The following is a 25,091-nucleotide window of genomic DNA, read 5'->3' on the forward strand; positions in this document are numbered from 1 at the left end:
GCAGGGATTAATGTATCCCCCCAATCCGCGATTGCAACTCTTTTTTCCCCGAATTCGGGCGGTAAAGTCCCTGGCGAGCTGCTAGCTACTGCGACCGCCGCCGGCTTGAGATGGCGAGAAAGGTCAGGCCCGCGCCGGCCGTGATGGCGGCGAGGATCAGCAGGCCTGCCGGCAGATGCGTGGCGTTCTCGGGGTTCCAGCCGAGTTGCTTCACGAGGGTGAGCTGTTGGATTTCGTCCTTGTAGCGAGCCAGCGAAACTACTAGGCCGTTGTGGATGACGTGCAAGATCATTCCCGGCCAAACGCTGCCAGTGCGATAACAGACCCAGCCGAGCAACAGGCCGAGCATGGCTGACGACAGTACTCGTTCGAGAATCACCAAGCCGCCGACGCTGATGTGAAAGACGCCGAAGACCGCGGCCGAAATCAAGATCGCGCCCCACCAGGGAAGCTTGTTGAGCAACGCCGTTTGGAAATAGCCGCGGAAAAAGAGTTCCTCGCAAACTGCCGGCGCGACGGCCATCGACAGCAAGATCACACCGAAGGGAACGTGCATCATCTGGTCGCTCCGCTCGGCGAATCGCGAGACGAGTTCGGCGAGTTGCTCAGGCGATAGCGTCGAGAGCCCAATCTGTTGCGAAATCACAATCAGCTCGTGCGCAAACGGCCACAGGCTGAGGCCCAGCAACAAGCCGCCGAGGATCGCCAGTGGCGAGGGCACGCGCAGCTGCAACGTGGGGCGGAACTGGCGGTTTGTCCAATAGGTTAGCAGCAGCGGCACGAGCAAAAAGACCGCCGCCGTTCCCGCCGCCGCCGCGAGCAGCTGTGTTTGCAACGAACTCTCTTGCAGGTTCCCAATGAAACCCGAGACCAGAAAGTAACAGGGATACAAAATGGCGACGGCCGTTGCTCCCTGAGCCAGTGTCGGTGTGGGTTCGGAATCGGCTGGGCGGCGAACAAGTTCCGTCCAACTTCCTTCGCTGCCGTAGAGGACAGCGTCGCTACCGAAAATCTTTGCAGCCAGCGCGAGGGCAGCCAGCGCGTAGAGAGCGGTTGTAATCACCGCCGTCGCAGCTGCGATGGGATCGGCTTTACTTTGCAGCAAGTCGCGCGACAGCAGCACGATATTGGCCAACGGTGTGATGGCTAGAAAACCATCGAGCTTGAGTCCCGGCAGCAAGCTCAAGAATCCCGGCGCGAGCGAGAGGAGCACCAGCGGAATCAAATACGCTTGCGCCTCTTTAAAGCTGCGGGCAAAACTGGTGATGGTCAGCATCACCGCCGAGAAAAACGCAGCGAAGAGTAGCAGCAGGCCGAAGACGGCAAACACAGTGCTCAGCGGCAAGCCTTGCGGGCCGAGCAGCACCTGACCGAGCTTGCTCGCTTGCAGCGTGATGGTCATCGCCGTGAGATTGACGACCGCTGTCATCAGCGCGACGCACAGCACAGCCAGATATTTGGCAATCAGCAATCCCAGCCGCGGCACGGGTGCGGCCATCAGCGCTTCGAGCGTGCCGCGCTCGCGCTCACCGGCCGTCAAGTCGATGGCTGGATAAACCGCGCCGGTCATCGTCATCAGGATCAAGATCAGCGGAATGAGCGTCGCGATTTGGATGGTTTCGTCGGTAGTTTCGACGGCTTTGAGCTTGGCCGTGACGCGCGGCAGATCGCTGCCGCCACGTTCTTTCAGGTCGGCATAGAGCAGCGCTTCATTGGCCGCGCGCAGCCGGCGTTCGATGAATCTCGATAGCTCCCGGCCATAGGCGCTCGCCGGGCGAAACATCACTTCGAAGTTGGCGCGGCTACCTTCACCTTCCGTCGGCTCGGTTACCAAGACAACCGCATCGACATAGGACTCCGGCCCGCGCAGCATCTGATGGAGATTGTTGATGTTGTCGTCGAATTGCCCGGCCAGCTCTTTCAGCTTCGGCTCGCGGATGGCGGCTTGCGTCAACGAGGGCGAGGCAACGGCGGTGCCCGACTCGCTGTCGGCTGGCGGCGTGGCGGCGGCCAACTCGCCGCGCTTCCGCATCCAGGCTTCGCCGATTTGCAGAGCTTCCATCAGCCGATCGAAATCCTGCGCGCGGCGGACCGCGATATTCCACTGCATCTCTTTCGGGCCGGCTTGCCCTGCGTTCAAAAACATGAACTGCATGAAGACAATACTGATCAGCGGATAGAGCATCAACGGCATGAGGATCAGCGTGACAATGGTCCGCCGATCGCGCAAAGTTTCGCGCAGCTCTTTGCGCGTGAGTCGCACGACGCGCGTGACCCACGATTGGCGCGGGCCGAAGTTGGTCGTTGATTTTTCCGGTGGAGAATCGGGCATCAGCTGGCCGCTCCCTGCAATTCGGCGGCAGAGAGTCCCTTGAGGAACATGTCCGTCAGCGTCTCGCAGCCCGTGCGGGCCCGCAGTTCGGCGAGAGTCCCTTCGTGCATCAGCTTTCCTTTGTGCAACAAGCCAAAACGATCGCAGAGGCGCTCGGCTTCGTCGAGCCGGTGCGTGCTCACGATCACCGCTTTGCCGAGGCCGCGGGCCGCGGCGATGAAATCAAAAATAACCTTGCTGCCAAGGACATCGAGGCCGCGTGTTGGTTCATCGAGCAACAGCACGGGCGGATCATGCATCAAGGCGCGAGCCAGATTCACGCGTTGCTTCTGCCCCGTGCTGAGCGTCGAACTGCGTCGATCCAAAAAGCTACTGAGATCAAACAGGTCGGTGAGCGTGGCCAGATTGCGAGCTGCTTCGGCATCGGGCACGCCATAGAGATCGGCAAAGAATAGCAACAGCTCGCGCGGCGTGAGCCATTGATATAAACCGGCGCTGGTGCTCACCAGGCCAATGCGGGCCTTCACGGCGTCGGGGGCTTCGACCGAGCGAAAGCCATCGACCTCGGTATAGCCAGTGGTCGGCAGGAGCAGACCGAGGATGATCCGCAACGTGGTCGTTTTGCCAGCGCCGTTCTCGCCGAGCAGGCCATACACTTCGCCGCGGGCGACGGCGAGGCTGAGGCGATCGACGGCCAGGACATCGCGCCCCGGATTGGGAAAACGCTTGGTAAGTTCGTGAACAGTAATCATCAAACTGCGTACTCGCAGCAATAAATTTACGGGGCAGGCCGATACTGGCAGGCACACAGGATCACGCTATTATCCGCGTCACCCCACCCCAGGGCGATGGCCCGTTGCAGGATTTCTTCGGGCGTGGCAGGCAGCAAGCCGATCATCCCGATTGGTCGCGCAGCCATCGTCGAGTATCCTGACTTCGTCATTCTGCGTTCGGTTTCCTATTTCTGCATTTCCCAAGTGGCTCAATATCTTACGGTCTTCGCGATCCTGCTCGCCAGCAGCGTGGTGCAGGGGGCCGTAGGCTTTGCGGGCGGACTGTTTGCCATTCCGCTGTTGATTCTCGCCGGTTTTTCGCTGGCCGAAGCCGTGTCGATCAATATGATTGCCTCGACCGTGCAGAACTTTCTCGGCGCGTGGCGATTGCGGCGCGATATCGACTATCGCGCCGCGGTCATGCCGACGATCCTGCGCTTCATGGCGTTGCCGCTGGGTGTGTGGACGCTGCGCTGCGTCGGCAGCGCGAGCGAAAGCCTGGCCTCACAAGTTGTCGGCGGCATCATTCTCGCCATCCTGGCGATTCAGTGGATCTTCAGCGTGCCGCCGCAGGACAAACTGCACTGGGGCTGGGAGATCGCGGCCTTTCTCGGCGGCGGATATTTGCTCGGCCTTTGCGGCATGGGCGGGCCGGTGATGGTGCTGTGGGTGATGGCCCATCGTTGGCCGATCAAGCGGGCCAAGGCGTTTCTATATTACCTCTTCGCCACGGGGATGATTCCGCAGGCAATTTTTCTCTGGCTCTTCATCGGCCAATCGGTGGTCATTGCCTTTTGGCTCGGCGTGATCGCCATTCCCGCGCTCGTCCTCGGCATGCTGCTCGGTTTGAAAATCGCGAGCTACCTGCCCGATCACGTCATCCGCCGTCTGACGGTTGCGGTGCTGATTTTGATCGCCGTCAGTGCGATCGTGGCGCCGTACTTCAAAACGTAGCAATCACCACAGCGGCGCAGTTAAGATGAAGCGATGCGATTCTCACTGCGAACACTGCTGATCGTAATGCTCATTGCCGGGCCGCTGGGGGCGTTTGGGTGGAAGCAATGGCGGGCGTATCGGGCACGTGTAATCCTCGAAAGAACGCTCGCAATAGCGAAGCTCCGAAGCGCAGTGTACTGGCAAGGCGGCGGACTGGCGTCCAATACCAAGAAATCTCCCGCTGCGGATGAAATCTGGAACGAGCAGCGCGACAACATCTCCTGGGAGAGCTTTCCCGAAAGCCAACCAAACTCTCGGGAACGAGCTGCGATCACGAAGTGACTTTGGATTTCTCGCGAGTCCCAGTTCTCACGCCCAAGCGCAAAGCGCGATCAGCGGTGAGCACTTTTTCTTCCGGCACGTCAGCGATTGTCACCATAACAGGCTGATTGAGTTGAGCCGGAGTGGGACCGATTCCCAGCGGCGTGGTGACGGGTGGAACTTTTTGCAGCCGCAAGTCGGGCGCCCAGAAGAGTATGCCCACGGTCATCAGTCGGAAGACCGACGACAAACCGAAGACGGTGAGAAACGCCGTGTGCGACTCGTGCATCAGCGCGAGAACGCCGGCGCCGATAAAACTGCCGATAACCATCGCAGCTGCATTGCCCCAGTTGTAGAACGTGAGCATGCTGGTGCGGTCTTGCCGCGGAATGGCTTCGAAAAACATCAGCAGCATGGCCAGCTCGTACGCGGCCCAGGTGATGCCCGAAATCAATTGCACGACACAGATGTAAAGAAACTCACCGCTGACGACCCAATTCTCGGTCGAGCCCGGCAGTGTGAACGGCATGGTCCATTGCCAGGCCGAAAACCAATCGCTGATTACCCAAAAGCTGGCGACCGGAATGATCGCGATGCCGCCGATCCACAGCAGTCGCTTGGCCCCCGCCCGCTGAGCAACGCGGCCCCAAAAGGGCGTGGCCAGCACCTTGCCGACAAAGGCCAGGCCGATCATCAACATGTAATCGAAATACGAAATGCCCTGGTCGCGGATCAAATAGGGATTGAAGTACGGCCCGCTGATTTGCACGGCTACCTGCATGGCGAGCAGATACCACACGAGCGTGCCACCGTTTTTTGCGGTCGAGGCAAAGAGTTGCCGGATCGGCACCGGGCGATCGTTGATGCGGCCGCGCTGCGGTTCGCTCTGCCAGAGCAAGGCGATGCCCGAGATGATTCGCGCTGCAGCTGCCGTCAGTAAGATCGCGCAAAATGCCGGCAGCAACAAATCATTTCCCTTGGCCCAGTGTAGCGCAAGTCCGCCGCTGGCAAAACCGAGCAGCGTGAAGGCTTGGCCGGTACGGGTGCGACACGAAAAGAATTTCGTCCGCACGCGCTTGGGGATGATCGTTTCGATCCAGGTATTCCAAGCCGGTCCGCCGGACAAACCGGAGAACCAATACAGCGTCGCGGCGAGATAAATCCAGCAGACCGACGCCGGAAAGCCGCTAACATTTGAGTTACGCGATTCCGGCGCGAGCCAGATCGCCATCGGCAACAACAGCAGCGCAATGGCTTGCAAAAAGACGCAGCCCGCGACCCACAGGCGGTGCGAACCAAGTCGCCGAACTAGCATGGGCGACAGCAGTTGCAGCGTCGCTCCTGCCAGCATCGGCAGGGTTGCGGCCAGGCCGCCGGCCGTTTTGCCAGCACCGACAGCGAGGGCAAAAGGGACGATGTAGGTCTCGCCGATGCCGACCATGACCGAGTAGCCGCCCGCGTCAGCAATGCTGGCGTAAATATCAGCGCGTGGCGATGATCGCACGGCCTCGTCGGACTTCGCCGACGGGAGCGCGAGAGCGGCAGGCATTGCGGAAACAGGCGGGGTAAGCGACCTGACAAAGGACCGGCGGGGCGGAGCGAGGGACATGTTCCGGGGTGAGCTAGCGGTTAATTGATTCTAATTCAAACGGTAAGGAGACTGGAGAGGAGAGACACAATTACTGAGAAATGTTCGGGGCGGCAACCTCAGTAATCGCCGCATTTCAGCACAATTCATCGCACGAAACGTGGTCCCGCCGGGCAGTCCGCGACTCTACATCGCGGCTCCGGCGGGAACGGAACGGCAGGTGAGCCCCTTTATCTGTATCGACAGCAACCCCTGAGACGTTACGCCGAAGCGATGTAGAATACGCATGCCCGCATCTGCAGCTTCGAACTTCAAACTGCCAACTTCAAACTCGACTATCCCGACCATGTCCGTAGCTCTCGACAAATCCGGTTCCCGCGTTCGCCGCATGTTTGGCGAGATCGCGCCGCATTACGACCGGATGAACCACCTGCTGTCGATGAACGTCGACAAGTACTGGCGATGGTTTACCGTCCGCAAACTCAAGCCGACGCCCGGCGAGCCGATTCTCGATGTTTGCACCGGCACCGGCGATCTGGCCCTCGCCTTTTATCGCTACACCAAGGGGGAGTCGGCGATTGTGGCGTCGGACTTCTGCGGCGAGATGCTGGAGATCGGTGAGAAGAAGCGGGACCGTGCCAAGATCCCGCCGGAGCGGCTGGAGTTTATCGAAGCCGATGCCCAGAACCTGCCGTTCGAGAGCGATCGCTTCAGCGTGGTCTCGGTGGCCTTTGGCTTGCGAAATGTCGCCGATACTGATCAAGGCCTGCGAGAACTGACCCGCGTCTGCAAACCGGGCGGCCAAGTCGCTGTGCTCGAGTTTTCCACCCCGACGTGGCAGCCGTTCAAAGCTTTTTACGGTTTCTACTTCCGCAACGTGCTGCCACGGATCGGCCAGATGCTCGCGCGAAACAGCTCGGCCGCTTATGAATATCTGCCGCAGAGCGTCGGTCTTTTTCCGCAAGGGAAAGAACTCGCGGCGAAGATGGAAGCGGCGGGACTTTCGGATGTGCGGTACTACACGCTGACCTTCGGCATTGCCACGCTCTATGTGGGGCGGAAATGAGCGCTGCCGTTGACGCACCGCTGGTTCTTGCGATGACCGGCGCGAGTGGTGCTCCCTACGCGACGCGGTTGCTCGAAGTGCTACTTCGCGACGGTTACGAGGTTCATCTGCTGATCAGCCCCAGCGGCCAAGCGGTCATTCGGCAGGAACTCAACCGCGAAGTCGATCTAAATACCTTCGCGCTGCCGCAGTTACTCCCTGATATCGCGGCCAGTGAATTAAAAGGGAAGTTGCACTTCCATCAACACGGCGATTACTTCGCACCAGTGGCGAGCGGTTCGTTTCTGACTCGCGGAATGGTGGTGTGCCCCTGCTCGGGTTCAACGCTCAGCGGCATCGCCCACGGCAGCAGTCAGAATCTCATTCAACGCGCTGCCGATGTGCACTTAAAAGAAAAGCGGAAGCTCATTCTCGTTCCGCGCGAAACGCCGTTGTCGCTCGTCTATCTCGACAACATGAAAAAAGTCGCCGAGGCCGGCGCCGTGATCCTCCCCGCCATGCCGGGTTGGTATCACGGTGTGCGATCGCTCGACGATTTGATTGATTTCATCGTCGCGCGGATTCTCGATCAGCTCGGCATCGAACACCAGCTGATGAAACGTTGGGGCGACTAAGGTGCCAGAGCGGAACGAACCACCTGCTGTTTTTCAGAAGACGCCCGCAGTCTCATCGTCTTCCGTTGTCAAAACGCAAAAGAAAGTCGTGCGGATCGCTATCGGCATTGCGATCCTGGCTGCCCTTTGCTGGCTGAGCTGGGTGTACATCCGCTCGTACTATGCGTTAGTGATACCGGAAGGACGACTCGTTGCGGATTTTTCCGGCCCCATCACAGTGCACGCTGCCAGCCAGGGATGGGAAGTGACTTGCCGTTGTCGACTCGATCACTACACGTCCAATCCGCAGCTCTGCCAGCTCTTGTTTTCACCCATCGAGATTTACGATCGCGAGCAGCGGATCCCGCTGTGGAAAGATGATCGCAGTCAACCGACCGAAGAAGAGGCGGCAGCGATCGTGCAGTTCATGCAAGATAACGCTCCCTACAATCGCCCCCGTTACACCTTTCCTCCGGATGCTTACCGGGAGAAGTAGTTGATGACGGGGTTGTGTGGTTTTGTCGACGATCAGCCGAGCGCGGGCTGCACTTGTCATCATGCGGAGCATTATGGCGACGCTGACATTAGTCGCCCGGCTTGAGGTCGATCTTTTCCGTCGCCTTGCGCACTTCTTCACCAGCGTGTTGCACGTCGGCTTTGGCTTTGTTTTGATCGACGATCAGTTTGATCTCGGTGTTGTTGTTGGTCGGCTGTTGCTGGCTGCTCAGGGTCAGGTACCCCCGATAAAAGCTGAAGGCAATCAAGCCGATGATCAGCAATAGGAAAAGAACTCCACCGCGACGCATAAGGCACCTCTTTCTGACAGGATGTTTGTTCCGTTTGATCGATATTCAATAAAAAACTGCGGGCAACCTCCATGGCCATCGAGCCTTGGTCGTCCGCAGTCTACGTGGCTCAGTCGCTGAACTCGGCTGAGTTCAGTTAATCGCGTTTTCCTTTGCCACCGCCACCTCCGGGGTTGCCACCGCCTGGATTACCACCACCGGGATTCCCACGCGGAGCTTCGGCACGGGGCGGTTGGGGGTTGGCCCGCGGCGCTTCCCGAGGCGGAGCCGTTTTGGGAGCTTCGCGCGGAGGGGCGACACTCTTCGGGGCTTCCCGCGGAGGAGCAGCCTTCGGCACGTCACGCGGCGGCGCGGCATTTGGAATATCGCGCGGAGCGGGCGTCGCCTTTGGCACTTCACGAGGACGCGGAGCTTCGGCCTTCGGACGGTCGCCAGTCGCAGAACCTCGCGGCGCATCCTTCGGTTGGTCGCGCAGGTCGTTCAACGGCCCCGTGCGATCGCGATCCGGCTTCGGGCGGTCGGCTGCGTCTTTGGGATCCTTCTTATCGCGGATGTCGTTCAGCGGGCCAGGACGGTCGCGGCTGTCCTTCGGCGCTTCACGCGGCGGCACCGTGCCATCGGATTCACGAGCACCGGCTGGGCCCTTGTTCTCGGCACGGGGCGTGGCGGGTCGATCTTCACGATTCGGTCGGTCATCGCGCCCCGTCCGCTCTTCGCGAGTGGGCTTATCGTTGGCCTTGTCGGCCGGCTTATCGCTAGCCTTGTCATTGGGCTGATCGTCGCCAATCGGCGGCTTGAGCAAGCGGACGCGATCGCCACCGCGATTATCATCGCCACGAGCAACCTTTTCGGCTTCTTGCTTCATCCGGTTCTGACGATAGGAATCGAGGTCCTTCAGCTGCTGACCAGCCGATTGACGGGTCTTGTCGTCGATATCGCGGAACTTCAGGTCGTGCCCCTTGAGCTTGCTGTAGTCTTGCAGCGAGTTCACCAGGAACGGATTGTTGTTGGTCTTGCCATTGCCATCGCGGTAATCTCGCCAGGCGGCGAAGTCGCGCGGCGGCCGACCCTTTTCGTTGTCGCGCAGGTCGTGATAACGATCCTGCACCTGGCGATCCCAGTTGCGGTCGTTGCGGTTCTGCCAGCGATAGAACGAGTAGATCGAGTCGAAGCCATGCCGGCTGTCGTTGAAGGCGAAGTACGGCAGGATGCCATGGCCACGATAGCTCGAGGCATAGTAATCGCCGTAGTAGTAGTGGCGATAGTTCGGGCGGAGGAACAAGTTATCGAGCAGGCCGGCCGAGTTCACGATCATGCGCGGCGTGTAAACATAGTTGCCTGGCACGTTGCGGAAATAAACGGGCGTGAACAACACACCGCGTTGCGGCGGCAGGAAGTCCCAGTAACCGCTGACGTACAGATATCCACGCGGCGTGTAGACGTAATGAGCGTTCGTCCACAACCAGCGCGAATTACCCTGCGACCAATAGCCGGCCCGCCAGGAATACTTGTTTTGCTGCCAGACCCACGTACCAGGGATCCAGATTTCGTTGCCGGTCGGTGCGGGTGAGCTCGGCCCAGCGTCGACGGTGTCGGGAGGCGCCGGCAAGTATTCGACCTCTTCCGTTCGCAGGTCGGCCCAGTAGCCGGAGACCCATTGGTAACCGTCGGTTACCTTGGCCCAGTAGCCCGGCACCCATTCGCGGCCTGGCGGCATTGCACGCCAAATGCCGCTGATCCAAATGAAATCCTGACGGTCATCATCCCAGCCCCAGTATCCAGGGATCCAGGCGACGTCGTCGCCCGAGGGCCGCTGAGCCGGCGGGATCTCGTCGATCGCGGCTGGCGGTTCTTTTTTGATGGTCAAGCCGTTCTCAGCGGCGGGCGTCACTGCTTGCGCGAACGCTTCGTGCACCGGCCCGCGAGTGAGCGGTTCGGCTTCATCGCCAAGGCGCGGCGCTTTGTCGGCGGCTGCGGCTGGAACGGGCTCGCGCGGCAACTCTTCCTGAGCCAGCAAGCTGTTTGACAGCCAGCTGCTCAAGCCGATGGCGGCGGCGGAAAATAGGAATCGTTTCATCGGGACCTCCCTCAATAAAATTCACGGGACGTCACGCATAGAACATCCCCCGCCTCTGAGAAAGCAAGTGATATGCCGCAGCCGAGCGACGATCTTGCACGTCACCGCAAGCCGTGAACTGCCATGGGCTTGTATCTTGAGCCGAAAATCTCGCAATACGCAGATTGCAGGCCGGACGTGCGGCGGTCATCCACATCGGCTGCTGCGCGACCGCTACCCGTTGGCCAAGGAACGGACAGCCTGCACGCGGTCGGTTACACTCTGATTCTGCAAATTCCGCACAGCCGCCCTAACCGATTACTCGTCATGAAAATCCTGCTGATGATCACCTGCCTGGGCGACGTCGTGCGGCCTGCGGCAGGCATGGCAACTGTCAGACTGCTGCGACGTCTGGGGCATGAAGTGGAGTTTCGCAGCGCGCAAACCTGCTGTGGTCAGCCGATGTACAACAGCGGCTTTGCTGATCTGGCGCGGGAGCAGGCGAAGCACACGATCGAAGTTTTCCAAGGCGACGACGTGGTCGTCGTGCCGAGCGGCAGTTGCGCCGCGATGGTCAAGGTCGAGTATCCGCACCTGCTCGAGCACGACGAAAAATGGCACGCCGCGGCTCAGCAACTTGCGGCCCGCACGTTTGAACTCAGCGACTTCCTGGTGAATCAGCTGAAGGTGACCGACGTTGGCGCGAAGTACACCGGCAAGGTCGCCTATCACTTCGCCTGTCACTTGCGAATGCTGAAGCAAACGACCGAGGTCGAAACATTGATTCAAAACGTGCAAGGCGCGGAACTCATGCCGCTCCACCATCAGGACCAATGCTGCGGCTTTGGTGGTTCTTTCGCCGTCCGCTATCCGGGCGTGAGCGGCAACATGGTCGACGACAAAATGAAATGCGTCCTCGCCACCGGCGCCGATTGCCTCGTTTCGACCGATGCCGGCTGCCTGATGAATATCGGCGGACGGTTGCATCGCGAAGGGAAAACGATCGAAGTGCTGCACTTGGCCGAATTGCTCGAACGGCGATAAGGCGAGCCAGGCTCGCTATTTCACTTCCAGCATTCGCGCCAAGGCGACCAGGCTTTCCGTTTTCGTTTGCTCGTCAACCTCGATGATGTTGACCGGTTCGCCGGCGGCGAGCCGTTCGAGGCTCCAGCAAAGATGAGCGAGGTCGATGCGGTACATCGTCGCGCACATACAGACCACCGGCGAGAGAAAGTGAATCTCCTGCTCAGGATGTTCGTGCTTGAGGCGGTTCACCAAGTGGAGCTCGGTGCCGATGGCCCACTTCGTTCCCGGGGCTGCTTTTTCGACGACGTCGATGATCTTGCTAGTGCTGCCGCTGATATCGGCGATATCGTTCACTTCCTGGGGGCATTCAGGATGGACGAGAATCTTGATACCTGGATGATGCTTGCGAAATAGCGCCACGTGCTCGGCTTTGAACATCTGATGGACACTGCAGTGCCCCTTCCAGAGGACGACTTTGCTGCGGCGGATGGCGTCTTCGCTGTTGCCGCCGAGTTCGGGCTCATACGGATCCCAGACCGGCATCTGATCGTTGGTGATGCCCATTTGCAGCGCGGTATTGCGCCCGAGATGCTGATCGGGAAAGAAGAAAACGCGGCTGGTTCGCTTGTAAGCCCATTCGAGCACTGCGCGGGCGTTGCTGCTGGTGCATACGATGCCGCCATGACGACCGCAGAAGGCTTTGAGGCTGGCGGCGCTGTTGATGTAAGTAACCGGCGTGATGTCGTTGGTATCGATCACTTCGCCCAGATCTTTCCAAGCCGCTTCGACCTGATCGATGGCGGCCATGTCTGCCATCGAGCAGCCGGCGCCAAGATCGGGGAGGACCACCTTCACCCGTTCGCCCTTGCGCTCAGCGACCTTTTCGGGCCGATTGGCGAGTATGTCAGCCGTCTCGGCCATAAAGTGCACACCGCAGAAGACGATGTAGCGACAGTCGCTGCTGGCCGCGGCGAGTTGGCTGAGCTGGTACGAATCGCCGCGCAGATCGGAGTGAGCGATCACCTCATCCTGCTGATAGTGATGGCCGAGAATCAGCAGCCGCGGGCCAAACTCCTTCCGCACGGCTTCGATGCGCGCGGAGAGCTCTTCGTTGGAGAGGGACTTGTACGGCTTGAGCGATGCCGGCGAAAGCTTATCGAGCCGGGCTTGGATGAGTGTTTCCATCGGTTCATTATAACGCCGAACTCGCCGCGCACGAAGTCTGCGCAGCAGGCGCCGGTGTCGCGTCCATTTCACGTACTGCGTGCGTAGCTCTTTTCCTACGGTTTGGTCGCGACTGGCGCACCGAAGGTCACCATGTTGCCGTCGGGATCGCGGACGACAAAATCGCGGAGCCCGTAGGGATAGTCCTTCGGCTCGGCATCGACCCGCGCGCCGCGGCTGGTGATTTCGGCGAAGTAAGCGTCAACCTCGTCGCAAAAAATGTAGACCGCGCCGGAGCCAGGAGTTCCAGCGTTGGGATTCCCCTGCTGCGACAAATGAATCCGGCAGACGTCGCGTTCGATCCCCGCGTAATTGCCGAAACGGAAGTCCTCGCGAAAGCCCAGGACGTCGACATAGTAGCGAAGTGCTGCCTCGAGATTGCTGACGGTCACGACGGCAGCAAAGCTGTTGATGTGCATGGAGTTCTTTCTCATCAGCTAATCGTAACCATTCACGCCAGCGACGCTAACGCGGCGAGCGACGGAATGGCGAGGCTTCCGCCGCGCGGTGGAGCGGCCAACAATTTCTGGAACAACGTGAACACCCCCCTTTCATACCCCCAGAATATAACAGGTGATGCGAAAAGTTATTTCATCCACAAGTCGTTTCCAGGCCAGACTTAAGAGCAAAAGTCGGCCGCAATATCGGGTCTCGAATATCACACTTTATCACCATCAAACGGCGCGGTCGCACTGAGTTTGAACAGGTCCAGATTATGCCTGCTCGTTTCACTTCCACATCCGTCCGTCGACTAACTAGCGTAAACGTGGACCTACCACCCAGCACCACAAAGACACACCAGCGCGGACAACTTAGGTCCGGCATAAATCCGCCATCCGCGATGGCTAATCAGGGTGCGCAGTAGCCAGAATTCGACGTTCATCAATGCTCAATGCCGGAAGATGAATTCTTTGCTGTTCAACAGCGCCCAGGCGAGGTCTTGCAGACCAGCGAAGCGGTTCTCGCGCTGAGCGAGCAGCGTTTTGGCAGCGGCGAGTTCAGCCGATGTTGGCTGACGGAGCAGCGCGACGAAGTAGAGCTCGGCGACAATTTCGTCGGTCGACTTTTCGGAGTTGGCGAGTTTGGCGAGTCGGTTGTTTTGATCGGCCAAGCGTTCTTCGAGGCCCTGATCGCCGAGCAGCACGAAGGCTTGCTTGAGGGTCGTTTCGCCGCTCCGTTCGCATTCGCAGGCCAGCAAGCGATCGGGCTTGCCGAAGGTTTTTAAGAAGCGATCTGCCGTCGAGGGCTTTTTGTCGCGGGCGCGCTCCCGTTCGACGCCGCGCAGCTGACCCGCTCGCGTACCGAGCGGGTAACCATTGAAATCGGCGGCAACACCCAAGACCTGGCACTGAGCGTCGAGCAGTTTCTCGGCCGACAGCCGTTGCGGCAGTGTGCGGGAAAAGTTGCGGGCATCCTGGCCGTTGCTCAGGTTGGGTGAACTCGAGAATTGATAGACCTGGCTGGTAATGATTTCGCGAATCAGCGCTCGCAGATCGAACTCGGAAGCGATCAAATCGTCGGTCAGTTGCGCGAGCAACTGTGGATGAACGGCGGGGTTGGTGCTGCGGAAGTCATCGATCGGCTCGACCAGGCCGCGGCCCAGCAGGTGATACCAAATGAGATTGGCCTGATTTTCGGCAAAGCGTTTGTTATCGGCCGAGGTCAGCCAGTCACCCAGCGCGGCGAGACGTTCGTCTTCGCTGTTCAGCGGTTGCTTCGCGCCGAGTAACTTCGGCTGGGCGTCTTTGCCGGTGCGAGCATTCTTCACTTCGCCGTCGTCTTTAAGCTTCACGATCTGCTGACCGACGAACTCGTTCTTGTCGAACTTGTCCTTCCGCTTGTTGTCTTGAACTTCGTAATCGATACGAGCAAACACGCCGGACCAGTTGTAGTAGTCGTCCTGCGTCCAGGCATCGAACGGATGATTGTGGCAGCGAGCGCACTGCAACCGCACACCGAGAAACAGCCGCGCCGTGGTTTCGCCGCGAGTGAAGGGATCGCGCATCGCGCGATAATAATTGGCCGGCGGATTTTCGTACGTGCCGCCCGTGGCCGTGACGAGCTCGCGCACGACCTGACTCAGCGGCGTATTGCGGGAGAAATTCTTCTTTAGCCAGGCGTAGAAAACGTCGACGCCGCGGGTATCGAGCACCTTCTCTTCATTGCGGAGCAGATCGGACCATTTCAGCGCCCATTGTTCGGCAAACTCAGGCCGTGTGAGCAGGCGGTCGATGAGTTGCTCTCGCTTGTCCGGCGCGGCGTCGCTGAAAAACGTCTGCGCCTCGTCGGGCGTCGGCAGCACGCCGAGCAAATCGAGGTGGGCACGGCGCAGATAAGTGGCATCGTCGCAGGGCTCGGAGGGAGTGAGTTGCAACGTTTGCAGCCGTTGGTAGATCAGTTCATCCAACCGGTTGGCTGCGGGCGTCGCTTGCCAGGTGATGGCAGGCGAAGAAGGGAGAAAGGCAATCCGGACGGGAACTTGCTGCTGGAGATAGCGGACCAGAATGGTTGTTTCGCCGAGGGCGAGCTTCTTGACGACGCCCAACGGATCAACCTTGGCCAGGTTGTCGGTCAGTTCGAACACCGCCAACTGGCGAACATCGCGCCGGCTGCCATCGGCGAAGACGGCGTGTACTTCGAGCGCTTGTGAATCAGCGGGAGCGACAACGACCGTTTCGCTGGGAGTAACTTCCAGGCGAACGAGCTTGGGTTCTTTGCGGATCGGAGCGGGCGCGCCGGCGGCAATCCAATCGTGTAGCACGCGATACTCGTTCGAGTCGCGATGAAAACGGACGCCCCCTTGGTGAGCCAATTGGCCGACGGGCTTTTGCAGAATCAAACTGGCCGCTGGATCCTGCAGATTGACGCGCCGTTGTTCGAGCTGACGGACCAGCGTTTGATAATCGGCGGCCGGATCTTCGCCGCGGAGCGAAAGTTTCAAGCCACCTTTGCCATTGAGGTTGCCGTGGCACGCGCCCAGATTGCAGCCGGCGCGCGACAGGACCGCCATCACGTCGCGGCGAAATGAGGGAACGCTCTCGTCGGCCTGGCCGGACGACCAAGTCAGTGTGCACAGCAGCGCTACCAGCAGGCAGGAGCGCGCGCGAAGCAAGCTGGCGAACAGAGCGTCCATGGTTGGCCGGCGGGGAGGGAAAGAGGGTGGGCCTACAGCCTTTGCAGTATCGGCCAAAGAGGGCGAGATTGCAAACTCTTCGTGGTACGCGCTGCTGGGCCGGACCAGCTCCGGCCTACGCAAAGTTGATTCTAGTCCAGCAGTTCGGCGTCGGGCTTGATGGCTACATACCACTCGCGCCAACGGCTGCGGAGGGTGGCGAGCTTTTCCTTGGTGGGCGTATCGAGTTCCACCACGCCTTGCAGTTTTCGGCTGATGAACCGCAGGCCACGATCGGCTTCGCGAATGACGCGGACATCGGGATCGCTCAGCGCGTAGAGCAGCACCGGAACGTTATCAAGATCGCGAACCTTAGCGATCGATCGTACAGCGACGATTCGTGTTTCGTACGACTCGTGCGAGACCATCGCTCGCAGCTTGGTGATCTGTCCCGTGCGGCGGGAAAGGTCGGCGTCGAGCGCGATGACGCTTTTGTCGTCAGCCATTGCGCGCACATCGGCATTGTCTGGGTCATCGAGAATGCTGAGCAAGTCATCGATATTGCCGGTCAGCGGCGCGCTAACGAGCTTGCCGTTCCGTTCTTTCAGATCTTTGACGTCTGGTGGTAAACCCATGCCGCCGAGAAGAATGCCTTCGCCGAGCGCCTCGGCGCGCTTGATGGCTTTCTTCGTGCTGCGCGAAAGAACGAGGACGGAAAACGCGGTTGCGGCGACGGGGGTGTCGCCACCGTCCCAGGAACCGTCGGGCTTAACTGTCTTCTTGAGATTCTCGAAGATATCGTTGAACCACTTGGGTTCTTCGACGGCGTTGTCTTCGAGAACTTCGCGGAAGCTGGCATAGCGCTCGTAGGCGTAGAACGCGTAATGTTTCCATTCCGCAGGAGGCTCGACCGTGAAGTTCTTTTCTATCCACCCGTTGCCGTCGCGCAGCACGTTATTCAAGGCGGCAGTATCCACGCCTTGAATGGGACGCCGCCGCGTGACTGACGGGCCTGTTTTCTTTTCGCCCCCGACGGCTTGCAGTGCGCCGGGCGTTTTCTTCGGCGGGGGATCTTTAGCGCCACCCGCGGTGCCCTTTGGATTTTCACCGGGTAGCAGGACCAGCTCCTTCAGAATGTACAGCGAACCGGCAGCCGCGGAGCTTAGCGACAGCGTCAGTGGTAACTGCGCCGCGCGCTGACTTCCCGTGGGTAAGTTAGCGTGATAACCCCAGGCGCCGGTTGGGTCCTGCGTACGAATCAACCAGTTCATGGCATTGGTGATGTGCGGCAGCGGAACGTCATAACCATGTCGATCAGCGATCCACATTGCCAGCACGCCGTATTGCGTTTGAGAGGTATCGCCCAAGGGGCTGCCGTCATAGGTCCAGGCCCCAATTGGCAGCTGCCGCTTCAGCAGTTCGGCCAACATCCGCTGGATCTGTGGTCGATGCGCTTCATCTTCGGTTTCGCACAGAAAGATGATCATCAGGGCCAGGTTATAGTTGTCGCATTGGACAGGGGCGGCAAAGGGATGGGCCTGACAGGCCGCCACGGCTTCCTTGATCTTGCCGAAGTTGGCGTCCCGTCCATTCTTCTTGAACGCCAACGCAATCAGGCACTTGCCGCCGACCTTTTCGTGCGTTTCTTTTGCCAGAAACGACAACGCCTTTTCGATCAGCGCCTTCACTTCTGGGCTTTCGGGCGTAACTGCTGCCGCCGATGGAACAATCGATGCGCAGAATAGCGCAATCAATAGCGGCGCGACAATCTGCAGCGGGGCATGCAACCGCGGCATACGGCAACTCGTCATAATGTCGCCCCCAACACAGAAATTGGGGACAAGATGAAATCTGGCGAAACGAACACCTACACAAGCGATGCTAATGAGGTGCGGGGACACAGTCAAGCTCGGCAGGCAAGTGGTACGGTTTATTGGAATTATCCGGCGCCATTTTCCCCGGCGCTCGCCCCGCGGCGGCAACTTGCAACTCGGTTCTCCTGTGCGACAATCCAGCGATGATTATTCCTCGTTTTACGATCAAGCTCCTGTTGCTAGCCACCGCCATCGCAGCCGTCTTGGCGCTTGTGCTGCGCTCGGCCGTGGTTTGGCAGCAGCCCTGGGCGATTGCCCTGTGCACGCTGCTGGGCGGCGTGCTGCTGGTGTTCTTTCTGTTCGTCGTGTTTTGGGGCCTGGCCTGGGGCTGGGATCAAACGTTGGGGCAGGCGTTTCGTCCGCCGCCTCCCACGGGTGGAAATCCTTTCGCTTCGGCGGGGCTGCCGCGGCAGGTGATTCCGCCGAATCATATGGATGCCTGAACGAGATTCTTTTGCGCGGCTGGAGTGCTGGTCTTAACTTGGAGTGATCGATGCGAAACCCGCCGTGGCTGATGCCTTGCTGCCTGGTCCCGTGCCTGGTGTGGCTGATGTCGTCGCTCGCCAGCGCCGGCAGCGGCAGTCTCAGCCGGTTGCCGCCGCCGGGCACTCTCAATACCAGCGGCGTGCAAATGCTGGTCGATTCGCGCTGGGTCGATGCCAACGGCTACCGGCCGGTTCGCGTGGAGATTTTTCCGCTCAAATCGCCCGCACCGGCCGATCGGCAGTTTCGCGTCGTGGTCAAGCCACAGAGTTATATGGGAAGCTCACGCGACGCTGTTTCGCAGATCGTGGAGCTTGAGCAAGGCGCCTTGAGCGCAAAAGCCAGCATTCCCGTGCCGCAGGATCTTCCCTGGCATTCGATCATTATCGAAGTATATGAGGATGGCCAACTGCACGACGACCTGTCGGGCGATCCTTTGAATTGGCCGCGGGGCAACTATTGGAATTGGAACGAAGCGACCCCCTGCATCCTGGCCGTCGATTCGCGCGCGCCAAAGCTGGGAGAGCGCGAAAGTCTGCTGCAGGTGTATCAGGGGCAAAGTGAGAGCGCGGCGAAAAAACTTTACGACGAAAAACTCCCCGACATTCGCAACTTGATCCGGCGATTTCCAGACAACCAATTCACCGGGCAATTCGTCCCCGAAGAAGAATCGCGCAAGACATACGTCCTGAAGATTTTCGACGAACTAAAGGACACGGTTAAATCTGACTACCTGCATCCCGCTGAGTTGCCCGAGCGTTGGATCGAGTTGTCTTCGTTCGACTTGATCATCTTTTCGCTGCAAGATCTGACCGATCTGGCGAAGCAACGGCCAAAGACCCTGCGGGCGATTGCCGATTGGGTGCGGGCGGGGCAAACGCTGATTGTCTACAACACGGGCAAAGAGTTCAAAGACCTCGCGCAGTTGGAAGAAGTATTGCAGCTGCCGCCGCGGCCCAGCGCGGAAACAGCCAAGTTCCGCGGCTGGCGGGAGCCGCACAAGAGAAATCGTGGTGACGAACTTCGCACCTTGATGAGCGATGGCCGCTACAATCGCCGGGCGTATACGATGCCAACGCCAGTGGCTACTCAAGGCGCGACGACCGAAGAACCAGGCGGCAGTGTCGACAAGAACTGGGCGTTTGTCATCCGCCCAGCCGGCCTGGGAAACGTGATGGCCTTTGCCGACGATCCCTTTCCCGGCAACAAACGCGATTGGAACTGGGCACTTAATTCTCTGCCGGGCGATAGCTGGAATCCCACGCAGCGAACCGGTTCTTCGCAGCAACAGCGGAACGAAGACTTCTGGAATTTCCTGATTCCCGGCATCGGCCAGGCGCCGGTGTTGTCGTTTCTGGTGTTCATCACGCTGTTTGTCGTGATCATCGGCCCGGTCAATTACTACGTGCTGCAAGCGCGGCGCCGGTTGTACATGCTGCTCGTCACCGTTCCCGTCGGCGCGTTTCTGGTTACTCTGGGGCTGTTTGTCTATGCGATGTTCACCGATGGCCTCGGAGTAAAATCGCGAGTCCGCAGCTACACCGCCCTCGATCAACGTGCTGGCGTCGCCGCCACGACTTCGCGGCAGGCCTACTACGCTTCGATGGCGCCTTCGCGCGGCTTGATGTTTCAGGACGACACGGTCGTGCTTCCCTTTCTGCATGAACCGACATTCCGTAATGGTCAGCGGTCGATGCATCGCGCGGTGAGTTGGAGCGAACACGAGCAGCAGTTGCGGTCGGGCTATTTGTCATCGCGTACGCTCAGCCAGCTGCTAGTCACCAAGTCGGCAGCGACGACCGCCGCGCTGAAGATCGGCGTCGCCAAAGGTGACAAGCTGACGGTGACCAACAACCTGGAGACGAAGGTCGATTATTTGCTCGTGAAGGACGAAGATGGAACGTACTTCGTGGGAAAGAACGTGAAGCCCGGTGAGGCTGAACTAACAAAAATCGACCCCGATGCCGCCAGCACCGAGCTCGGCCGGCGCTTGAATGAATTCCGCCCGGCGTTTCCCGACGGGTACGACGAAAATCTGCACGATACGAACATCGATTTATTTTCATTCGGCTCCCGCTATTACAACCGCTGGGGTAATTCGCAAACGAGCCAGGCCCAGAGCCTGCTCGAGCGGAATCTGGTGCGGTTCGCCAATCTCAGCAGGCAGCCACTGGAGCCCAAGAGCTACGTCGCCCTCGCCGCCACGAATCCCTTCGTGCCGATGGGCACCACGACACGGCAATACGGCAGCCTGCACGTCATCGAAGGCAACTACTAACCGGTCTTGTCTCAGAACTCAAAACCCAGAACCACTCCCTGCATGGTCGCCTCCCACCCCATGATCGAACTTCGCCGCCTGCACCGGTATTTTGGCCGGACGAAGGCGGTGAATGACGTTTCGTTCGAAGTGCCGCGCGGCACGGTCTTCGGCTACATCGGACCCAACGGCGCGGGAAAGACGACGAGCATGCGGATTCTCGCGTCGCTCGAGCTCCCCACGTACGGCGATGCCTTTGTCGATGGTTTTTCGGTGATCAACGATCCCGATCGCGTGCGCCGGCGACTCGGTTTCATGCCCGATTACTTCGGCACCTATGCCGATGTGAACGTCGAGGAGTATCTCGACTTTTTTGCGCGATCGTATGGCCTGGTGGGGCGCGAACGGCACCAGCGGTTGCAATACGTGATGCACTTCACGGGCTTGGACGTTCTGAAGGAAAAGCCGATCCGGGCTTTGTCGAAAGGGATGAAGCAGCGGCTGTGTCTGGGCCGCGCGATGGTGCATGATCCAGCTGTGCTGATTCTGGACGAACCGGCGAACGGCCTCGATCCGCGGGCCCGCATCGAGCTGCGTGAAATGATCCGCGAGCTAGCCGCGCGCGGAACGACGGTGCTGGTGAGTTCGCATATTCTCACCGAGCTCGCCGAAATGTGCGATCGGGTCGCGATTCTGGAGCGGGGGCAGCTCCTGGCGATGGGGACCGTCGCGGAGATTCAAAAAGAACAGCAGCCCCGCCGTGAAGTAAACGTTGGCTTGATCGGTGATCTCACGCCGCTGGTGAACTGGCTGCGGGCCCGCAGCGACCTGGCTGATGTAAAAGTCACCGGCCAGCAAGTTCGCTTTGCTCATCAAGGAGAGCAAGATTCGGAAGTGGCGCTGCTGCGTGAGTTGGTGCAAGCCGGGTTTCCGATTTGTGAATTCAGCAGCCATACACAGTCACTCGAAGATGTCTTCCTGGCCGTGACCAAAGGACTTGTGCAATGACCACCGCCAGCGACCCACTGCAACCCATGCCGCCCAATCCGAGCGGCCCCACGCCGATCGTGGCCGAATTGGCAGCGGCAACGAATACGTTTTGGCAACGGTTCGACTTGCTGCTCGACGGCCTCAGCGATCGGTTGAATCCGATTCTGGTGAAGGAATCGCGGCAGGCGATGAAAAGCCGGCAGTTCACCATCACTTTCACGCTGCTGCTGATTGTTGGTTGGGTTTACACGCTCCTGTTCGTGCTCGTCAATTTGCCGGGCGTGTTCTATTCGCCGCTTGGTCGGTTCATGCTGTTCGGCTATTACCTGATCCTGGCGGTACCGCTGCTGATCGTTGTTCCCTACGGCGCGTTTCGTTCGCTCGCGTCGGAGCTCGAGGACGGCACTTTCGAATTGCTCTCGATCACCGCGCTCCATTCGCGGCAAATCATTCTCGGCAAGCTCGGCAGCAGCGTGCTGCAGATGCTCGTTTATTATTCAGCCCTCGCGCCGTGCATCGCCTTCACGTATCTGCTACGCGGCGTCGACGTGATGACGATCTTTTTCATTCTGCTCTATTCGTTCTATGCCACGCTGCTCCTCAGCGTGGTGTCGCTCGCGCTGGCCACCGTCACTCGTTCACGGCAGTGGCAGGTGTTGTTATCCGTGCTGCTGGTCGTGGCGCTCGTCCTGTTTGCGTTCTTCTGGTGCATGGGCATGTCAGCGATCCTCTCGGCGGGATCGTCGATGCCCTATGACGAACCGGAATGGTGGATGATCAATGTCGCCATTTTCATGTTTGAAATTGCCCTGGTGATTCTGTTTGTCTTCATCGCGGCTGGGCAGATCAGCTTTGCCAGCGAGAACCGGAGCACCAGCATTCGGATCATGCTGCTGGTGCTGCAATCGCTGATCTTCGGCTGGACGATCTATCCATTTCTCGTGTACGGCGAAGAACCGATCTTGATGATCGGGGCGATCTGGCTGGCTCTCTTCTGGGCAGTAGCCGGGGCGTTTTTGATCGGCGAGATGGCCCAACTGTCGCCGCGGGCTCGGCGCGAACTGCCGCAGAGTCTGGTTGGCCGCATGGCTTTCACGTGGTTCAATCCGGGCTCGGGAACGGGCTATGTCTTCGCGATTCTCAACGTGCTGGGCGGGTTGGGAATCATGGCGATCACCGGCTACGCCCACGCCTCGGCCAATTCCGGCGGGCCGAACATTTTGCAACCGGCGTTCTGGTATGAGTTTCTCGGTTGGTGTTATGCGCTCGTTACCTTTCAGCTGGGCATTCCACCGTTCGCGAAGTGGACGGCCTGGTGGCTCGCGCTCTTGTGCTATCTGACGATCTATCTTGGTCTGGCTCGACTGTTTGGCGTGCTCCTCCGCTGGGGACGGATGGGTGGCGGCATGCTCAGCGTCTTCATTTTTTACCTGCTGCTGGTGGTTGGGGGAGTCGCTTTGCCTTTCGCGTTGCAGGGCGTGATGCAAGCGATGTTTCGATATGGCTATAGTGCGCTCGAGTACTCGCCCCTGCAGATTTCCAACTGGTGGTGGACGCTGATTGAAATCGGCCTGTGGCGAGGGACAGTGAACGATGGCACTATCTGGCTGCTGATAGTCGTTGCCGCGGCGGTCTTTTTGCTGAACTTTATCCTGGCCGCCAAGGATGTTGAGCAGACGCGACTAGCAGCGCCTACGCGAGTCATCGAAGACGAACTGGCGCTTCATCCGCCGCCGGCCAAACCGGTCAAGCGCAGCCCCTGGGATGAACCACCCCCTGCGGGACCGCAGGGCGATTCGCCGTTTAAATCGAACTCTTGATTACGAAGGCTCTACACCATGCTGGTCTTGCGCGCGGGCTTGTTGCTGTTTCTCTGGGCAGGATTGTCGGCTGCTGCCGAGATCACCACGATTGCCGGCACAGGCAAGCCGGAGAACAGCGGCAATAGCGGGGAGGGAGTGAAGTTCAACATCGGCGATCCCTTCGGCGTGGAGATCGGACCGGGTGGCGCTCTCTACATTACCGAAGTGCGCAACCATCGCGTCTTGCGACTCGAGCTCGATACCGGCCGCCTGACCACCGTGGCCGGCAACGGCACGAAGGGTTACGCCGGCGACGGCGGAGCGGCCACCGCGGCCCAGCTCAACGAGCCGTACGAAGTCCGCTTCGATTCGGCCGGGAACATGCTGTTTGTGGAGATGCAGAACCACCTCATCCGCCGCGTCGATGCCAAGACGGGCGTCATCAGCACGATTGCCGGCACCGGCAAACCAGGCTACGCCGGCGACGGTGGACCAGCCACGAAGGCCCAGTTTAAACAGCCTCACAGCATCGCCCTCGATCAGCACGACAACATCTACATCGCCGACATCGGCAACCACCGCATCCGCAAGATCGAAGCCAAGACGGGGCTGATCACTTCAATTGCCGGCAATGACGAAAAGAAGTTGCCCGTTGCCGGAGAAAAGGCCGAAGGGAATCCCGTTCTCGGGCCGCGGGCGCTGGTGATTGCCGATGACGTGCTCTGGATCGCGCTCCGCGAAGGGCACAGCCTGTGGAAGATCAAACTCGGCGTAGGAACCTGGCAGCACGTGGCTGGCACCGGCAAGAAGGGCTTTTCAGGCGACGGCGGCCCGGCGATGGAAGCGACCTTTGATGGGCCGAAGGGCATCGCACTCGGGCCCGACAAAAACCTGTACGTCGTTGATACCGAAAACCACGCTATCCGTCTGGTCGATACTCAAACCGGCAAAATCAGCACCTATGCTGGTCAGGGCCCGAAACACAAAGGGGCCTCCGGCGACGGCGGGCCTGCCACCTCGGCCACCATGGACCGCCCCCACGGCATCTGCGTCGGTCCCGACGGTGCTGTCTACATCGGCGATACGCTGAACCACCGGGTGCGGCGGGTGAAGTGAAGGCAGAAGATGAGACAGTGACACAGGGTTGTCACTCTGATTTTGTAGTATCGGAACTGCTGCATTCACTTCTGCATTCTGCGTTCTCACTTCTGCCTTTCCTCCATGACGAAGCGAGACAATCACTACGAAGCCGCTTTCGAGGCGTATCTCCGCGCACGCACCATTCCGTACGTGGCCGTGGATGAAACTCGGCGGAGCTTGACCTTGCCGCCGCAGCGAGAAGATGACGATGACGCCGAGCGATCGTCGCTGAAGAGTCTCGATTTCATCGTCTCGCCGTTGTCACGCCGCGGCGAACGACTCGGCAGCTGGCTGGTCGATATCAAGGGGCGGCGATTTCCCAGCGGCCGTGCCAAGCAATACTGGAAGAACTGGTCGACGGCCGACGAGCTCCGCAGCCTCGCCCACTGGGAAACGCTCTTCGCCGGGCAATTTCAAGCCCTGCTGGTCTTCGCTTTCAACGTGGTGGGCGATCAGGCGCCGCTCCCCGCCGAGCAGCTGTTTGAGTTTCGCGGCAGCTTGTATGGCTTCCTCGGCATTCGTCTCGATCACTACGCCGGCTGGTCGCGCGTCCTCTCGCCAAAGTGGCAGACCGTGACGATCCCGGCCAAGCAGTTCCGGGCGCTGGCCCGGCCTTGTGACGAGCTGTTTGGAATCAGTAGCTACCGTAGGCAGGTAGGGTGACGTGGCGATCGGGTGATAGCGCGAAAAAATGCATCCCTATCTCCCCACA

At 59.6% G+C, this 25,091-nt stretch carries 22 protein-coding genes; 12 read left to right on the forward strand and 10 right to left on the reverse strand.

Annotated elements, in window-relative coordinates:
- Positions 1–85: 85 nt before the first annotated feature.
- Genes M9Q49_RS33805 through M9Q49_RS33815 form a run of 3 tightly spaced genes read right to left on the reverse strand, consistent with a single transcriptional unit; the run spans position 86 to position 3,251 of the window.
- A complete protein-coding gene (locus tag M9Q49_RS33805; RefSeq protein WP_254513752.1) occupies positions 86–2,332 on the reverse strand; it encodes an ABC transporter permease subunit/CPBP intramembrane protease in 2,247 nt (748 codons plus the stop codon).
- A complete protein-coding gene (locus M9Q49_RS33810) occupies positions 2,332–3,084 on the reverse strand; it encodes an ABC transporter ATP-binding protein (RefSeq protein WP_254513753.1) in 753 nt (250 codons plus the stop codon). Before M9Q49_RS33810 ends, M9Q49_RS33805 begins: the two co-directional genes overlap by 1 nt.
- A 26-nt stretch (positions 3,085–3,110) precedes the next feature.
- Complete coding sequence (locus M9Q49_RS33815) at positions 3,111–3,251, reverse strand: hypothetical protein (protein WP_254513754.1); 141 nt, start codon at positions 3,249–3,251, stop codon at positions 3,111–3,113.
- A gap of 58 nt (positions 3,252–3,309) precedes the next feature.
- Between M9Q49_RS33815 and M9Q49_RS33820 the strand changes: the two genes are divergently transcribed.
- Positions 3,310–4,059, forward strand: a complete 750-nt coding sequence (locus M9Q49_RS33820; protein ID WP_254513755.1) for a sulfite exporter TauE/SafE family protein — start codon at positions 3,310–3,312, stop codon at positions 4,057–4,059.
- 33 nt (positions 4,060–4,092) lie between these two features.
- Entirely contained in the window at positions 4,093–4,383 is a 291-nt protein-coding gene (locus M9Q49_RS33825; protein WP_254513756.1) for a hypothetical protein, read from the forward strand.
- Here M9Q49_RS33825 and M9Q49_RS33830 read toward each other — a convergent pair.
- Entirely contained in the window at positions 4,373–5,911 is a 1,539-nt protein-coding gene (locus M9Q49_RS33830; protein ID WP_254513757.1) for an MFS transporter, read from the reverse strand. The genes M9Q49_RS33825 and M9Q49_RS33830 overlap by 11 nt on opposite strands.
- A 385-nt stretch (positions 5,912–6,296) precedes the next feature.
- Between M9Q49_RS33830 and ubiE the strand changes: the two genes are divergently transcribed.
- The 3 genes from ubiE (at position 6,297) to M9Q49_RS33845 (ending at position 8,105) form a co-directional block, all read left to right on the forward strand.
- Positions 6,297–7,016: a bifunctional demethylmenaquinone methyltransferase/2-methoxy-6-polyprenyl-1,4-benzoquinol methylase UbiE gene (gene ubiE / locus M9Q49_RS33835; RefSeq protein WP_254513758.1), complete on the forward strand. Its 720-nt coding sequence runs from the start codon at positions 6,297–6,299 to the stop codon at positions 7,014–7,016.
- Positions 7,013–7,630: a UbiX family flavin prenyltransferase gene (locus M9Q49_RS33840; RefSeq protein ID WP_254513759.1), complete on the forward strand. Its 618-nt coding sequence runs from the start codon at positions 7,013–7,015 to the stop codon at positions 7,628–7,630. The genes ubiE and M9Q49_RS33840 overlap by 4 nt, the downstream gene beginning before the upstream one ends.
- An 88-nt stretch (positions 7,631–7,718) precedes the next feature.
- Positions 7,719–8,105, forward strand: a complete 387-nt coding sequence (locus tag M9Q49_RS33845) for a hypothetical protein (RefSeq protein WP_254513760.1) — start codon at positions 7,719–7,721, stop codon at positions 8,103–8,105.
- An 88-nt stretch (positions 8,106–8,193) separates the two neighbouring features.
- On the opposite strand, the gene M9Q49_RS33850 is transcribed toward M9Q49_RS33845, so the two are convergent.
- Positions 8,194–8,415 carry a hypothetical protein gene (locus M9Q49_RS33850; protein WP_254513761.1) on the reverse strand — a complete coding sequence of 74 codons (222 nt, stop codon included), beginning with the start codon at positions 8,413–8,415 and terminating at the stop codon, positions 8,194–8,196.
- Positions 8,416–8,551: 136 nt separating this feature from the next.
- Positions 8,552–10,492 carry a hypothetical protein gene (locus M9Q49_RS33855; protein WP_254513762.1) on the reverse strand — a complete coding sequence of 647 codons (1,941 nt, stop codon included), beginning with the start codon at positions 10,490–10,492 and terminating at the stop codon, positions 8,552–8,554.
- A 306-nt stretch (positions 10,493–10,798) separates the two neighbouring features.
- Between M9Q49_RS33855 and M9Q49_RS33860 the strand changes: the two genes are divergently transcribed.
- Positions 10,799–11,515, forward strand: coding sequence for a (Fe-S)-binding protein (locus M9Q49_RS33860; protein WP_254513763.1), 717 nt, complete (start codon positions 10,799–10,801; stop codon positions 11,513–11,515).
- Positions 11,516–11,530: 15 nt separating this feature from the next.
- Here M9Q49_RS33860 and nadA read toward each other — a convergent pair whose 3' ends face one another.
- The 4 genes from nadA to M9Q49_RS33880 form a co-directional block, all read right to left on the reverse strand.
- Positions 11,531–12,682, reverse strand: coding sequence for a quinolinate synthase NadA (gene nadA / locus M9Q49_RS33865; RefSeq protein ID WP_254513764.1), 1,152 nt, complete (start codon positions 12,680–12,682; stop codon positions 11,531–11,533).
- Positions 12,683–12,777: 95 nt separating this feature from the next.
- Positions 12,778–13,155, reverse strand: a complete 378-nt coding sequence (locus tag M9Q49_RS33870) for a glyoxalase superfamily protein (RefSeq protein ID WP_254513765.1) — start codon at positions 13,153–13,155, stop codon at positions 12,778–12,780.
- Positions 13,156–13,610: 455 nt separating this feature from the next.
- Positions 13,611–15,854 (reverse strand): DUF1549 and DUF1553 domain-containing protein, encoded by a 2,244-nt coding sequence (locus tag M9Q49_RS33875; protein WP_254513766.1) that lies wholly within the window; start codon positions 15,852–15,854, stop codon positions 13,611–13,613.
- 131 nt (positions 15,855–15,985) lie between these two features.
- Positions 15,986–17,644 carry a hypothetical protein gene (locus tag M9Q49_RS33880; RefSeq protein WP_254513767.1) on the reverse strand — a complete coding sequence of 553 codons (1,659 nt, stop codon included), beginning with the start codon at positions 17,642–17,644 and terminating at the stop codon, positions 15,986–15,988.
- Positions 17,645–17,850: 206 nt separating this feature from the next.
- On the opposite strand from M9Q49_RS33880, the gene M9Q49_RS33885 reads away from it, so the two are divergent.
- The 6 genes from M9Q49_RS33885 to M9Q49_RS33910 all read left to right on the forward strand — a co-directional run bounded on the left by M9Q49_RS33885 (position 17,851) and on the right by M9Q49_RS33910 (position 25,042).
- Positions 17,851–18,150, forward strand: a complete 300-nt coding sequence (locus M9Q49_RS33885; protein ID WP_254513768.1) for a hypothetical protein — start codon at positions 17,851–17,853, stop codon at positions 18,148–18,150.
- Between the two features lie 50 nt (positions 18,151–18,200).
- The gene (locus tag M9Q49_RS33890; RefSeq protein WP_254513769.1) at positions 18,201–20,468 is read left to right on the forward strand and encodes a tripartite tricarboxylate transporter TctB family protein; all 2,268 of its coding nucleotides are present in this window, start codon (positions 18,201–18,203) and stop codon (positions 20,466–20,468) included.
- Positions 20,469–20,510: 42 nt separating this feature from the next.
- Positions 20,511–21,455 carry an ABC transporter ATP-binding protein gene (locus M9Q49_RS33895; protein WP_254513770.1) on the forward strand — a complete coding sequence of 315 codons (945 nt, stop codon included), beginning with the start codon at positions 20,511–20,513 and terminating at the stop codon, positions 21,453–21,455.
- Complete coding sequence (locus tag M9Q49_RS33900) at positions 21,452–23,257, forward strand: hypothetical protein (protein WP_254513771.1); 1,806 nt, start codon at positions 21,452–21,454, stop codon at positions 23,255–23,257. The genes M9Q49_RS33895 and M9Q49_RS33900 overlap by 4 nt, the downstream gene beginning before the upstream one ends.
- Positions 23,258–23,275: 18 nt before the next feature.
- Complete coding sequence (locus M9Q49_RS33905) at positions 23,276–24,355, forward strand: hypothetical protein (protein ID WP_254513772.1); 1,080 nt, start codon at positions 23,276–23,278, stop codon at positions 24,353–24,355.
- Between the two features lie 105 nt (positions 24,356–24,460).
- The gene (locus M9Q49_RS33910; protein ID WP_254513773.1) at positions 24,461–25,042 is read left to right on the forward strand and encodes an HYExAFE family protein; all 582 of its coding nucleotides are present in this window, start codon (positions 24,461–24,463) and stop codon (positions 25,040–25,042) included.
- Positions 25,043–25,091 lie beyond the last annotated feature (49 nt).

It is taken from the genome of Anatilimnocola floriformis (assembly GCF_024256385.1).
In the GTDB taxonomy this organism is placed as follows: domain Bacteria; phylum Planctomycetota; class Planctomycetia; order Pirellulales; family Pirellulaceae; genus Anatilimnocola; species Anatilimnocola floriformis.

Coding starts and splice junctions, on each gene's coding strand:
- M9Q49_RS33805 (WP_254513752.1), bottom strand. CDS start 2,332: ATGCCCGATTCTCCACCGGAAAAATCAACGACCAACTTCGGCCCGCGC.
- M9Q49_RS33810 (WP_254513753.1), bottom strand. CDS start 3,084: ATGATTACTGTTCACGAACTTACCAAGCGTTTTCCCAATCCGGGGCGC.
- M9Q49_RS33815 (WP_254513754.1), bottom strand. CDS start 3,251: ATGGCTGCGCGACCAATCGGGATGATCGGCTTGCTGCCTGCCACGCCC.
- M9Q49_RS33825 (WP_254513756.1), top strand. CDS start 4,093: ATGCGATTCTCACTGCGAACACTGCTGATCGTAATGCTCATTGCCGGG.
- M9Q49_RS33830 (WP_254513757.1), bottom strand. CDS start 5,911: ATGCCTGCCGCTCTCGCGCTCCCGTCGGCGAAGTCCGACGAGGCCGTG.
- ubiE (WP_254513758.1), top strand. CDS start 6,297: ATGTCCGTAGCTCTCGACAAATCCGGTTCCCGCGTTCGCCGCATGTTT.
- M9Q49_RS33840 (WP_254513759.1), top strand. CDS start 7,013: ATGAGCGCTGCCGTTGACGCACCGCTGGTTCTTGCGATGACCGGCGCG.
- M9Q49_RS33850 (WP_254513761.1), bottom strand. CDS start 8,415: ATGCGTCGCGGTGGAGTTCTTTTCCTATTGCTGATCATCGGCTTGATT.
- M9Q49_RS33855 (WP_254513762.1), bottom strand. CDS start 10,492: ATGAAACGATTCCTATTTTCCGCCGCCGCCATCGGCTTGAGCAGCTGG.
- M9Q49_RS33860 (WP_254513763.1), top strand. CDS start 10,799: ATGAAAATCCTGCTGATGATCACCTGCCTGGGCGACGTCGTGCGGCCT.
- nadA (WP_254513764.1), bottom strand. CDS start 12,682: ATGGAAACACTCATCCAAGCCCGGCTCGATAAGCTTTCGCCGGCATCG.
- M9Q49_RS33870 (WP_254513765.1), bottom strand. CDS start 13,155: ATGAGAAAGAACTCCATGCACATCAACAGCTTTGCTGCCGTCGTGACC.
- M9Q49_RS33875 (WP_254513766.1), bottom strand. CDS start 15,854: ATGGACGCTCTGTTCGCCAGCTTGCTTCGCGCGCGCTCCTGCCTGCTG.
- M9Q49_RS33880 (WP_254513767.1), bottom strand. CDS start 17,644: ATGACGAGTTGCCGTATGCCGCGGTTGCATGCCCCGCTGCAGATTGTC.
- M9Q49_RS33885 (WP_254513768.1), top strand. CDS start 17,851: ATGATTATTCCTCGTTTTACGATCAAGCTCCTGTTGCTAGCCACCGCC.
- M9Q49_RS33890 (WP_254513769.1), top strand. CDS start 18,201: ATGCGAAACCCGCCGTGGCTGATGCCTTGCTGCCTGGTCCCGTGCCTG.
- M9Q49_RS33895 (WP_254513770.1), top strand. CDS start 20,511: ATGGTCGCCTCCCACCCCATGATCGAACTTCGCCGCCTGCACCGGTAT.
- M9Q49_RS33900 (WP_254513771.1), top strand. CDS start 21,452: ATGACCACCGCCAGCGACCCACTGCAACCCATGCCGCCCAATCCGAGC.
- M9Q49_RS33905 (WP_254513772.1), top strand. CDS start 23,276: ATGCTGGTCTTGCGCGCGGGCTTGTTGCTGTTTCTCTGGGCAGGATTG.
- M9Q49_RS33910 (WP_254513773.1), top strand. CDS start 24,461: ATGACGAAGCGAGACAATCACTACGAAGCCGCTTTCGAGGCGTATCTC.